This window comes from Isoptericola sp. NPDC055063 (genome assembly GCF_053608125.1).
This window is the reverse complement of sequence record NZ_JBSGUW010000001.1, coordinates 106008-117384: the sequence shown is the minus strand read 5'-3', so window position 1 is coordinate 117384 and position 11377 is coordinate 106008. Positions and strand designations below refer to the sequence as shown.

10 protein-coding genes are annotated in these 11377 nt (G+C 73.9%); 8 read left to right on the top strand and 2 right to left on the bottom strand.

The features are described 5' to 3' along the window. The first annotated feature begins 165 nt into the window (after positions 1-165). Complete coding sequence (locus ACWF41_RS00540; protein WP_380319123.1) at positions 166-1719, top strand: APC family permease; 1554 nt, start codon at positions 166-168, stop codon at positions 1717-1719. A gap of 4 nt (positions 1720-1723) precedes the next feature. Here ACWF41_RS00540 and ACWF41_RS00535 read toward each other — a convergent pair whose 3' ends face one another. Continuing rightward, the gene (locus ACWF41_RS00535; RefSeq protein ID WP_380319126.1) at positions 1724-2659 is read right to left on the bottom strand and encodes an AraC-like ligand-binding domain-containing protein; all 936 of its coding nucleotides are present in this window, start codon (positions 2657-2659) and stop codon (positions 1724-1726) included. A 134-nt stretch (positions 2660-2793) separates the two neighbouring features. Then, positions 2794-4113 carry an alpha-L-fucosidase gene (locus ACWF41_RS00530; RefSeq protein ID WP_380319129.1) on the bottom strand — a complete coding sequence of 440 codons (1320 nt, stop codon included), beginning with the start codon at positions 4111-4113 and terminating at the stop codon, positions 2794-2796. 163 nt (positions 4114-4276) lie between these two features. Between ACWF41_RS00530 and ACWF41_RS00525 the strand changes: the two genes are divergently transcribed. From ACWF41_RS00525 to ACWF41_RS00495, 7 genes are all read left to right on the top strand, one after another. Continuing rightward, the gene (locus ACWF41_RS00525; RefSeq protein WP_380319132.1) at positions 4277-5209 is read left to right on the top strand and encodes an amidohydrolase family protein; all 933 of its coding nucleotides are present in this window, start codon (positions 4277-4279) and stop codon (positions 5207-5209) included. After that, positions 5206-5988: an SDR family NAD(P)-dependent oxidoreductase gene (locus tag ACWF41_RS00520; RefSeq protein WP_380319135.1), complete on the top strand. Its 783-nt coding sequence runs from the start codon at positions 5206-5208 to the stop codon at positions 5986-5988. Before ACWF41_RS00525 ends, ACWF41_RS00520 begins: the two co-directional genes overlap by 4 nt. Beyond that, positions 5985-7004, top strand: coding sequence for an aldo/keto reductase (locus ACWF41_RS00515; protein WP_380319138.1), 1020 nt, complete (start codon positions 5985-5987; stop codon positions 7002-7004). The genes ACWF41_RS00520 and ACWF41_RS00515 overlap by 4 nt, the downstream gene beginning before the upstream one ends. A gap of 87 nt (positions 7005-7091) precedes the next feature. After that, positions 7092-7985, top strand: a complete 894-nt coding sequence (locus tag ACWF41_RS00510) for a fumarylacetoacetate hydrolase family protein (protein ID WP_380319141.1) — start codon at positions 7092-7094, stop codon at positions 7983-7985. 1 nt (position 7986) lies between these two features. Next, complete coding sequence (locus ACWF41_RS00505) at positions 7987-8433, top strand: RbsD/FucU domain-containing protein (RefSeq protein ID WP_380319145.1); 447 nt, start codon at positions 7987-7989, stop codon at positions 8431-8433. 190 nt (positions 8434-8623) lie between these two features. Then, a complete protein-coding gene (locus ACWF41_RS00500; protein WP_380319148.1) occupies positions 8624-9799 on the top strand; it encodes an ROK family transcriptional regulator in 1176 nt (391 codons plus the stop codon). 160 nt (positions 9800-9959) lie between these two features. Continuing rightward, a complete protein-coding gene (locus ACWF41_RS00495) occupies positions 9960-11375 on the top strand; it encodes an extracellular solute-binding protein (protein WP_380319151.1) in 1416 nt (471 codons plus the stop codon). Positions 11376-11377 lie beyond the last annotated feature (2 nt).

Genomic DNA, 11377 nt, shown 5'->3' with positions numbered 1-11377 from the left:
GCTTGACCGAGCGGGCAGCGTGCGCGGCCGCGCACCGCCCGCCGGCGGGCTGTGCCGTCGTGGTCAACCGGCGTGCGCCCTGGGGCCAGATCGTGCCCCGCGGGGCGGCCCAGAATCGGGCCCGTCCGCTGCGACGGCCGCCGCCGTCCGTCCGAAGGAGGAACGATGACCACTGGGCACCTCGCGAAGAGGCCGGCGCCCGACGCCCCGGCCGCACCCGCCGCCCCCGACTCCGCCGCCGCGCTGCGGGGCCGACGCAAGCTCGGCGTGATCGCCGTCGCGTTCATCATCGTCGCCGCGTCCGCGCCGCTCACCGTCGTCGCCGGGGGCGTGACGTCGACGTTCGCGGTGACGCACGTGGTCGGCGTCCCCGTGGGGTTCCTGGTGCTGGCCCTCGCGCTCGGCGTCTTCGCCGTCGGGTACGCGGCCATGAGCCGGCACATCACCAACGCGGGCGCCTTCTACGCGTACGTCGCGCAGGGCATCGGCCGCCCGGCCGGGGTGGGCGCCTCCCTCGTGGCGCTGGTCGCCTACAACATGATGCAGATCGGCATCTGGGGCATGTTCGGTTTCCAGGTGTCGTCGCTGCTGCAGGAGAAGACCGGCGCCGCCGTGCCGTGGTGGGTCGGCGTGCTCGTCGGCATCGTCGTCGTCGGGGTCATGGGCGTGCACCGCGTCGACCTGTCCGCGACCGTGCTCGGGGTGCTCGTCGCCCTGGAGTTCCTCGTCGTCATCGTGTTTGACGTCGTGGCGTTCGCGCAGCCGGCCGAGGGCTTCACGACCACGCCGATCGAGCCGTCCAGCCTCTTCGTCCCCGGTGTCGGCGCGGTGCTCGCGTTCGGCATCGCCGCGTTCATGGGCTTCGAGTCCGCCGCCATCTACGGCGAGGAGTCGAAGGACCCGCGCCGCACCATCCCGCGGGCCACGTTCCTCGCCGTCGGCGTCATCGGCGTCTTCTACGCGATCTCGTCGTGGGCGCTCGCGCTCGCCGTCGGCCCCGACAAGATCAGCGACCCGGCGGGCATCACGGCCGAGGAGGCCGGCCCGCCGCTGTTCTTCGGTTTCGTCGCCCAGCACCTGGGCACCCTGTGGGTGGACCTCATGTCCGTCCTGTTCATCACCAGCCTGTTCGCGGCGCTCGTCAGCTTCCACAACGCCGTCGCCCGCTACCTGTTCTCCCTCGGCCGGGAGGGCGTGCTGCCCGCGCGGCTCGCCGGCGTCCGCGCCCGGCACGGCGCCCCGTGGGTCGGGTCGGTGACGCAGACCGTGCTCGCGGTGGTGGTCGTGGGGGCGTTCGCGCTCGCCGAGCCCGGGTGGGACCCGGCCCGGGGGCCGTACCCGGTGATCACGCTGTTCACGTGGCTCACCAACACCGGCGCGCTCGGGCTCGTGCTGCTCATGGCCGTCGTGTCCGTGGCCGTCGTCGGGTACTTCCGGCGCGACGCGCACGGCGTCGGGCTCGGCTCGCGGATGGTGGCGCCGGTCGTGGCCGCCGTGGCGCTCGCGGCCGTGCTGGTGACGATCCTCGCCAACTTCACCGTGCTGCTCGGGCAGGAGCACGCGGACGCGACGACGTTCGTGCTGCCGGCGCTGATCGTCGTCCCGGGGGTCGTGGGCGTCCTGTGGGGGATGCGCGTGCGGCGCACCCGGCCCGGCGTCTACGCCGGGATCGGGCGCGGCGGCGCCGAAGCGCCCGCCGAGGACCCTGAGGACCGCTGAGCCGTCAGCCTGCCGTCGCGCGGTACTCGCGCGGCGGCAGGCCGTACTCCGCCTTGAACGCCCGGCTGAAGTGGGCGGCGTCGACGAAGCCCCAGCGCGCCGCGATCGCGGAGACCGGCACGTCGGCGAGGCGCGGCGTGAGCAGGTCCCGGCGGCAGCGCTCCAGCCGGCGGCGGCGGATCCACGTCGACACCGTGGCCCCCGTGCCCTGGAACAGCGCGTGCAGGTGCCGCACGGAGATGAAGTGCGCGGCCGCGATCGACGCCGGCGTGAGGTCGGGCGAGCCCAGCCGCTCCTCGACGTACGCGCGGATGCGCCCCAGCAGCTCCTCGTGCGGGTCGACGCGCGCCGCGTGGCCGAGCTCCGTCTGGAACAGGGTGGTGACCAGGTCGAGCGCGCTGTGCACGAGCCGCGGCCCGGGGGCCTGCGCCAGCTGCTCGATGTGGTCGGAGAGGCGCGCGAGGAACGGCGTCGTGATCGCCCCCACGCCGGTGTCGCCGGGCAGCCGCACCGCCGTGAGCTGCTCGACCAGCGCGGGCGGCAGGTCGAGGCGGCTCTGCGGGAACATCATCACCAGCGAGCGGAAGTCGCGCCCGAACTCCAGCGTGTACGGCCGGCGGGTGTCGTAGACGGCGAGGTCGCCGGGCCGCAGCAGCGCCTCGCGGCCGTCCTGCACCAGCAGCCCGGAGCCGGCCAGCATGAGGCTCACCTTGTACGACGGGTGCTCGTCGTGCGCGGCCAGCTGCGCGGTGCGCTCCACGACGTGCTGGCCGCCCTGCATGTCGTTCACGTGCACGTCGTCGACGGTCACCGCGCGGAGCACGCCGCGGAAGGCGTCGGGGGAGCTGCTGGACAGGCGCAGCGGCAGGAAGACACCGGCCACCGCTGCACGGAAGGCCTCGAAGCTCGGCGTCACGTGCGTGGCGAGCGTCCCGGACATCCGCGTCCACCTCCTTGTCCCCCGGCATCCCCGGAAGGTTCCCGGGCACCGACGCCCGCGCGGCCGACCGTAGCCCGCGCCCGAGGGCGATTCAAGGCGCGGGCTCGGGGCGCAGGTCAGGCGCGCGGGCCCGGTCAGGCCGGGTCGAGGAACAGCTCGACCACCGGGACCGCGACGTCGGGCCGCACGGTGGGCAGGTGCAGCGTGAGCGTGCCGGCGGGCTGCCCGCCGGGGTGGGTGTTCCACGCCTTCTGGTCGGGGTCGGTGCGGGACGTGCGCAGCTCGGACCCGTCGTTCAGCAGCTGGGCGTACGTCACCCGGTCGGCGAGGCCGCGCAGGTGCACGTGCCCGAACGGCCACGCGAACAGGTGCAGGTACAGGCGGTCGCCGCGCTGGGTGAGCACGGCGCCCGGCGGCAGGCCGGGCACGGCGTCGGCGGCGAGGTCGGCGTCGGCCGGGCCGGCGCCCCGGATCGACCGCTCGTGCAGCCGCATCCACCGGCCGAGGGCGGCGAGGGAGTCGGCGTCGCGCGCCGGGATCGCGCCCCGGCCGTCGGGCCCGACGTTGAGCAGCAGGTTGCCGCCCTTGGAGACCGTGTCGACGAGCATCCGCACCAGCAGGTCGGGGTCCTTGAACCGCGTGTTGTCGCGGTCGTAGCCCCAGCTGCCGTTGAGCGTCTGGCACGCCTCCCACACGACGAGGTCCCCGGCGTCGTCGCGCATCGGCGCGTCCGGCTGGTACTGCTCGGGGGTGACGAGGTCGCCGGGGATGCCCAGGCGGTCGTTCACGACGGCCTGCGGCTGCAGCTCGCGGACCATGGCGAGCAGCGCCTCGGCGTCCCAGTCCTCCGGGTACTTGCCGCGCCAGCCGTCCTTGTCCTCGGCGAACGTGAAGTCGAAGAAGACGTAGTCGACCGGGCCGTAGCCCGTGAGCAGCTCGCGCACCTGGACGTGCAGGTACTCGCGGTAGCGCGCCATGTCGCGGCCCTCGTTGAGCGCGTGCGCGTCGGGGTCGTCGCGCCGCGGGTGCACGTGGTCCACCGTGAAGTCGGGGTGGTGCCAGTCGATCACCGAGTGGTACATCCCCAGGTGCAGGCCCTCCTCCCGGACGGCCTCGGCGAGCTCGGCCACGAGGTCGCGCCCGCGCGTGCGGGCGATGCTGTAGTCGCTGACGGCGGAGTCCCACAGCGCGAAGCCGTCGTGGTGCTTGGTGGTCAGCACGACGTACCGCATCCCGGCGTCCTTGGCCGCGCGGACGAGGGCGCGCGCGTCGAACAGGTCCGGGTCGAACACCTCGGCGTAGCGTCCGTACTGCTCGACGGTCATGCGCTCGTTGCTCATCACCCACTCGTGCCGCGCGGCGGCGGAGTAGAGGCCGAAGTGCACGAAGAGGCCGAAGCGGGCCTCCGTGAACCAGGCCTGCTCGGGGCGCAGGGGCGGGGCGGCCGGGACCATACGGATCACTCCTCGTCGAGCGGGCAGCGGCGGTCACGATCCCGCCGGCAGAGATATGACGTATCTGGCGTGCTCTGTGAGCCTATCGGCCAGGAGCGGGGGTAGCGCAAGCAGTTCGGCGGCCTATAGATTGGATGAATTGCCCCAGGCCGAGGGAGTCCGGATGTCCGACGTCGTCGTCGACGCGCACCACCACCTGTGGGTCCGCGCGCGGACCCCGCAGGGCTGGATCGACCCTACGACGATGGCCGCGATCGACGCCGACTTCACGCCCGCCGACCTGCCCGCCGCCGCGCACGGGGTGGACGCCACCGTCGTCGTGCAGAGCGCGAGCACCTGGGCCGACACCGACGACCTGCTGGCCGTCGCGGCGTCGCCGGAGGGGCGCGCCGCGCGCGTGACGGGCGTCGTCGGCTGGGCCGACCTGTTCGCCCCCGACCTCGAGGACCGCCTCGCCGCCCTGCGCGAGGGCCCCGGCGGCGACCGCCTCGTCGGCATCCGCACGATGGTGCAGGCCGAGGCCGCCGACCACCTGGACCGCCCCGACGTGCACGCCGGCATCGCCGCCGTCGGCGCCGCGGGGCTGCCCTTCGACCTCGTGGTGCGCGCCGACCAGCTCCCGTCGTGCGCGCGGCTCGCCGCCGCCCTGCCGGGCGTGCGGTTCGTGCTCGACCACCTCGCCAAGCCGCCGCTCGCGGCGCTGCCCGCCGCCGGCCGTCCCGGGGACCCTGCCGCCCTCGACGCGTGGCGCCGCGACCTGGCCGCGCTCGCCGCCCGGCCGAACGTCGTCGCGAAGCTGTCCGGGCTGGTCACCGAGGCCCGCTGGGACGCGTGGACCACCGCCGACCTGCGGCCCGCCGCCGACCACGCGCTCGACGTCTTCGGCCCCGGCCGACTGCTGCTCGGCAGCGACTGGCCCGTCTGCCTGCTCGCGTCCGGCTACGGCCGCTGGTTCGCCGCCGCCGACGAGCTGCTGGCGTCCCTGTCCGACGACGAGCGGGCGGCCGTGCGCGGCCGCACCGCCGTCAGTACCTACGGTCTCGACACCTCCGGGGTCGACGTCGAGCCCGCCACCACGACGAAGGAGTACCCGTGAGCAGTGCCCCCCTCGAGAACCCGCCGGAGTTCGCCGGCATCCGCGCCGTCGTGACCGGGGGAGCGTCGGGCATCGGCGCCGCCGTGGTGCGTGCGCTCCTGGCGCGCGGCGCGCGCGTGGTCGCGATCGACCGCACCCGCGACGGCGTGCCCGAGGGCGCGGGCGCGGAGGTCGCGGACGTCACCGACGACGCCGGCGTGCGCGCCGCCGTCGAGGCCGCGGCCGCGACGCTCGGCGGCATCGACGTCGTCGTGAACAACGCCGGGATCGGCGCCCAGGGCACGGTGGCGGACAACGACGACGCCGAGTGGCTGCGGGTGCTCGACGTCAACGTGCTCGGCATCGTGCGCGTGACCCGCGCCGCGCTGCCGCACCTGCGGGCCTCGGAGCACGCGGCCGTGGTCAACATGGCGTCGATCGCGTCCTGGTCCGGCCTGCCGCAGCGCGCGCTGTACTCCGCGAGCAAGGGCGCCGTGCAGGCCCTGACCCTCGCGATGGCGGCCGACCACGTGCGCGAGGGCATCCGTGTGACCTGCGTGAACCCCGGCACCGTCGACACGCCGTGGGTGGGTCGCCTGCTCGACGCGGCGCCCGACCCGGCCGCGGAGCGCGCCGCGCTGGAGGCGCGCCAGCCCACCGGCCGGCTCGTCAGCCCCGAGGCCGTGGCGCACGCCGTCTGCTACCTCGCCAGCCCGCTCGCGACGTCGACCACGGGCACGGCGCTCGCCGTCGACGGCGGCATGCACGACCTGCGCGTGCGCGCGCCGGAGCAAGCGTGAGCGGCGCGACGACGGGCGTGCTGCCCGCGCGGGAGGTCCGCTCCACCGGGGTGCGGCTGACCAGCCTCGGGTACGGGGCGGCGCAGGCCGGCAACCTGTACCAGGCCACCACCGACGAGGAGACCGCCGCGGCGGTCGGGGCCGCGTGGGACGCCGGGGTGCGGTACTTCGACACCGCGCCGCACTACGGGCTCGGGCTGTCGGAGCGGCGGCTCGGGGCGAGCCTGGCCGGGCGTCCCCGCGACGAGTACGTCGTCTCGACCAAGGTGGGGCGCCTGCTGGTGCCCTCCCCCGAGACGGCCGACCGCCGGGACGACGACCTCTTCGACGTGCCCGCCGCCACCCGCCGCGAGTGGGACTTCTCCCGCGACGGCGTGCGGCGCTCGCTGGAGGCGAGCCTGGAGCGCACCGGCCTGGACCGCGTGGACGTCGTGTACCTGCACGACCCGGACGACCACGAGGAGCAGGCGTTCGCCGAGGCGGTCCCCGCGCTGCTCGAGCTGCGCGACCAGGGCGTGGTCGGCGCCGTCGGGGCGGGGATGAACCAGTCGGCCATGCTCGCCCGGTTCGTGCGCGAGACCGACGTCGACGTGGTGATGTGCGCCGGCCGGTTCACTCTCCTGGAGCAGCCGGCGCTCGCCGACCTGCTCCCCGCGGCCCTCGACCGGGGCGTCGCGGTGGTGGTGGCCGGCGCCTACAACTCCGGGCTGCTGGCCCGCGAGACCGTGCCCGACGACGCGACCTACGACTACGCGCCGGCCCCCGCGGCCCTGCTCGACCGCACCCGCGCCGTGGCGCGGGCGTGCGCCGACCACGGCGTGACGCTGCCGCAGGCGGCGCTGGCCTACGTGCGGGCGCACCCCGCCGTGGGGAGCACCGTCGTCGGGCTCCGCACCGCCGACCAGGTGCGCCAGGCCGTGGACCGGCACGCCGCCGTCGTCCCCGCCGCCCTGTGGGCCGACCTGGTGGACCGCGGGCTGCTCGCCCCCGAGGCCCACCCCGACGCCTTCGTCTGACGCCGTTCGTATCGCGGGACGGTTGTGACCGAGCCGCGGCCCGGGCGCATGATCGATGCGCCCCCCAGAGAGAACTAGAGGACACCGATGCAGCTGCTCCGCCTGGGCCCGGTGGGCCAGGAGATCCCTGCCGTCACCCACGACGGCGTCACCTACGACCTGCGGCCGCTGATCGCGGCCGTCCCCGGGAGCCACGACGTCGACGGCGCGTTCCTCGCGGCGGACGGCATCGCCCGCACCCGGGCCGCGCTGGCCGCCGGCGAGCTCCCCGTGCTCGAGGGCGCGGACGCCCTGCGCGTCGGCGCGCCGATCGCCCGCCCCACCGCCGTCGTGTGCGTGGGCCAGAACTACGCCGCGCACGCGCGGGAGTCCGGCGCGGAGCCCCCGCGCCTGCCGATCATCTTCTTCAAGCACCCCAACACCGTCGTCGGCCCCGACGACACGGTGCCGATCCCGCCCGGCTCGGACAAGGTCGACTGGGAGGTGGAGCTCGCGATCGTCGTCGGGAAGCAGGCGAGCTACCTGCCGTCCGTCGAGGCCGCCCTCGAGCACGTCGCCGGGTACACCGTGGTCGACGACGTGAGCGAGCGGGCCTGGCAGCTCGACGACTCCCTCGGCCAGTGGTCGAAGGGCAAGTGCGGCCCCGCGTTCCTGCCCACCGGTCCCGCGCTGGTGCCCGCCGACGAGGTGGACCCCGCCGGCCTGCGGCTGCGGTCGTCCGTCAACGGCGAGCCCCGCCAGGACTCGTCGACGACCGACATGATCTTCGACGTCGCGGCGATCGTGCACCACCTGTCGCAGTACATGACGCTCGAGGCAGGCGACCTGATCTGCACCGGCACCCCCGAGGGCGTCGCGCTGTCCGGCCGCTTCCCCTACCTCGCCGACGGCGACGTCGTCGAGGTCGAGATCGAGGGGCTCGGCCGCCAACGACACGCCTTCGCCGCGCAGGTCCCGGCCGCCTCGTCGGTCCCGGCCTGACGTGCTGCGCTACGAGCTGTTGCACCCTGGCCTCGTCGCGGCGCTCGCCGCGGCGGGGCACGGGTCGCGCGTCCTGCTGGCCGACGCCAACTACCCGCACTCCACGGGCGCACGGCCCGGCGCCGCGCGCGTGCACCTCAACCTGCGGCCCGGCCTGCTGACCGTGGACCAGGTGCTCGAGGTGCTCCTCGACGCCGTCCCGGTCGAGTCCGCCGCCGTCATGGTGCCCGGCGGCGTGGCGGGCGACGTCGTCGCCCCGGGCGAGGAGATCCCCGCCCACACCGGCTACCGGGCGATGCTCGGGCCCGACGTCGGCTGGGACGAGCTGGACCGCTTCGCGTTCTACGACGCCGCCCGGTCCGACGACGTCGCCCTGCTCGTCGCCACCGGCGACCAGCGCGTCTACGCGAACCTGCTGCTCACGATCGGCGTCCGCACGCCGGCGTAGGCACCGAATCATCAGAGGACTTGTCCCAGGTTCTCGAGCGATTCCCCAGGTCAGACGACTGCGGCCCGGCCCGCGCGCAAGGTCATCCGATCTTTATCGGCTCGGAGGGTCGTCTGGAGGTTATCTATCAGGTAGCCTGTCTGAAAGTAATAGTTCGCGGCCACCCGGCCGCCCGGACGAGATGGTCGCAATGACGCGAAAGACCCTGTCGGTGAACGAGCGGATGGTCCTCGACCTCCTCCTCGAGCATCAGTCGGCCTCCCGGGCCACGATCAGCAAGGCCACCGGCCTGTCGAAGCCGTCGACCGGCGATCTCGTCCTCCGGCTCGTCGAGGCCGGGCTCGTCGCCCCCGTGGGCGAGGTCTCGTCGGCGCAGCGGGGACCGAACGCGGTCCACTTCCGTGCCGTGACCGACCTCTGCCACGTCGTGGGCGTCGAGATGCAGCCGGGCCGGTTCGTGCACGCCGTCGTCTCCGACCTCTCGGGCGCCGCGCTCTCCGACGTCCGCGTCCCGCAGCACGGCGACGACCCGGTCGAGACCGTCGCCGAGGCGGTCGCCGCCGCGTGCGCGGAGGCCGGTGTCGAGCCGTCCAGCCTGTGGCAGGTGCTCGCGGGCACGCCGGGCGTCGTGAACCCCCAGGGAGACATGGACTTCGTCTCCGGGCATCCGGCGTGGCGAGCGGGACAGCGAGGCCGGCTCGCCGCGCGGCTCGGCTGCCCCGTCGCGCTCGAGAACGACGTCAACCTCGCCGCGCTCGCCGAGGCCGAGAGCGGCAACGCGGCCGGCATCGAGAGCTTCACTCTCCTGCGCCTCGACGAGGGCATCGGAGCCGCGACCGTCGTCAGCCGCACGCTGCTGCGGGGCGCGCACGGGTACGCGGGCGAGATCGGCCTCGCGCCGACGACGAGCGGCGGACCGCTCGGCTCGTCGTCCGCCGGCTTCCAGAGCCTCGTGGGCTCGGCCGCGCTCCAGGACGTGCTCGACGGGCTGGGGCTCGACGGGACCTCGCCGGAGGAGGCGCTCGGCGACGAGGGCCCGGGCGAGGCCCTCCACGCGTTCCGTCGGGAGGCCGCGCGCCGCGTCGCCCTCGTGGTCACCACGATCGCCACCGTCGTCGACCCGCACCGCGTCGTCCTCGCCGGGACGGTCGGGACGGCGGGGGGCAAGCGGTTCGCCGCGGAGGTCGAGGAGCTGCTCCGCACCGAGTCCCCGCTGCGGACCGAGGTGGTCCCGTCGTCGCTCGGCCCGGGCGGCGTGGTCCGCGGCGCGCTGACACTCCTGCGCGAGGCCGCGCGGGAGTCCGTCTACGGGATCGGCGCCGTCGCCTCCCCCGTCCGCACCTGGCCGGAGCTGCGCGAGCCCTGACACGACACCACCACGCGCGACCCACGCACGACCGACCACGCACGTCGCCCGAGAACGACCTCGCGCGACGGCACCGACCGCCACACCTGTGGATCACCACGGACCGACTCCAGGTCCGGCCCACCGTCGGGTAGACACCTCACGAGGAACGGCTGAACAGATGAGCACTCACACCTTCACGTCCCGACCGCACCGCCGCGGCCGCGCGCTCACGGGCGGCGTCGCCGGCGCCGTCGTCCTCTCGCTCGCACTGTCGGCGTGCGGCATCGGCGGAGGCTCCGACGAGGTCGGCGCCAACGGCAAGCCGACCACGGCGGGCCGGTGCCAGCTCTCGGACGAGGTGACGTCCGACGAGCGGCTGTCGGGCGAGCCGTCCGGCGAGATCACCTTCCAGACCACGGCGCTCAAGCAGGACTTCAGCCCGTACTTCGAGAAGCTCATCGCGGCCTTCGAGAAGAAGTACCCCGAGGTCACGGTGAAGTGGCAGGACGACCCGGGCGACGCCGAGTTCACGCAGCGCCTCGTCACCAACGCGCAGTCGTGCGACCTGCCCGACGTCGTCAACCTCAACCAGACGACGGCGTACGCGCTCTACCGCGAGAACTTCCTGCTCGACCTCACGACCAAGGGTCCCGAGGACATCGGCGCCCCCTTCATCCAGTCGGTGTGGGAGTCGCAGAAGTTCCCCGGCGACGACGACCACTACGTCCTCCCGTGGTACTGGGGCCTGAACGGCCTGCAGACCTTCAACAAGGACCTCATGAAGGACGCCGGCCTCGACCCGCAGGCACCGCCGACGACCGTCATGGAGCAGCTCGACATGGCGAGCCAGATCGCGAAGAAGTCGGGCGGCGAGTACTACGCGTTCCCCGCGAACCCGTACACGCACGTGCCGAACGACTGGCAGCTCATGAACGCGAAGATCACGAACGCGGACGAGACCGAGTTCACCTTCGCGGACGACCCGAAGATCCAGGAGTGGCTGACCAAGTACGCGGAGCTGTACGCCGAGGGCGCGCTGCCGAAGGACACCCTCTCGAGCGACGTGGACGTCACGCAGCTCTACTCCGCCGGGGACGTGGTGTGGGGCTCCACGAACGCGTCCTTCCTGCGCTACGTCAAGGACACCAACGAGGCCACGTACGACGTGACCGGCGTCGACACGCTGTTCGACGCGCGCGGCCACGCGTTCCAGGACGGCCAGCTCATCGGCGTCCCGTCCACGTCGAAGAACCCGGTCGCGGCGGTCGCGTTCGCGCAGTTCATGCTGAGCCCCGAGTGGCAGACGGAGTTCGTCTCCAGCCCGCTGGTCTCCAACTTCCCCTCCACCGAGGAGTCGCTGGACATCCCGAAGTTCACGGACATCACCGGCCACTCGCCGCTCGACGAGGCGAACCGCCTGTCGGTCGAGGCCGCGACGGACGCGGAGAACGTCTTCATCTTCGCGTGGTCCGACGCCGTGCAGACCGCCGTGATCTCCGAGCTGCAGCTCGCGATCTCGGGCAAGAAGCCGGCCGCCGAGGCGCTCCAGGACGCCGAGGACGCCGCGAACCAGATCCTTGAGCAGCAGGGCTGACC

What these genes read in the sequence shown, in the direction of transcription:
- ACWF41_RS00500 (WP_380319148.1), top strand. Translation starts at nt 8,624, where the DNA reads ATGACGCGAAAGACCCTGTCGGTGAACGAGCGGATGGTCCTCGACCTC.
- ACWF41_RS00525 (WP_380319132.1), top strand. Translation starts at nt 4,277, where the DNA reads ATGTCCGACGTCGTCGTCGACGCGCACCACCACCTGTGGGTCCGCGCG.
- ACWF41_RS00535 (WP_380319126.1), bottom strand. Translation starts at nt 2,659, where the DNA reads ATGTCCGGGACGCTCGCCACGCACGTGACGCCGAGCTTCGAGGCCTTC.
- ACWF41_RS00530 (WP_380319129.1), bottom strand. Translation starts at nt 4,113, where the DNA reads ATGGTCCCGGCCGCCCCGCCCCTGCGCCCCGAGCAGGCCTGGTTCACG.
- ACWF41_RS00495 (WP_380319151.1), top strand. Translation starts at nt 9,960, where the DNA reads ATGAGCACTCACACCTTCACGTCCCGACCGCACCGCCGCGGCCGCGCG.
- ACWF41_RS00540 (WP_380319123.1), top strand. Translation starts at nt 166, where the DNA reads ATGACCACTGGGCACCTCGCGAAGAGGCCGGCGCCCGACGCCCCGGCC.
- ACWF41_RS00510 (WP_380319141.1), top strand. Translation starts at nt 7,092, where the DNA reads ATGCAGCTGCTCCGCCTGGGCCCGGTGGGCCAGGAGATCCCTGCCGTC.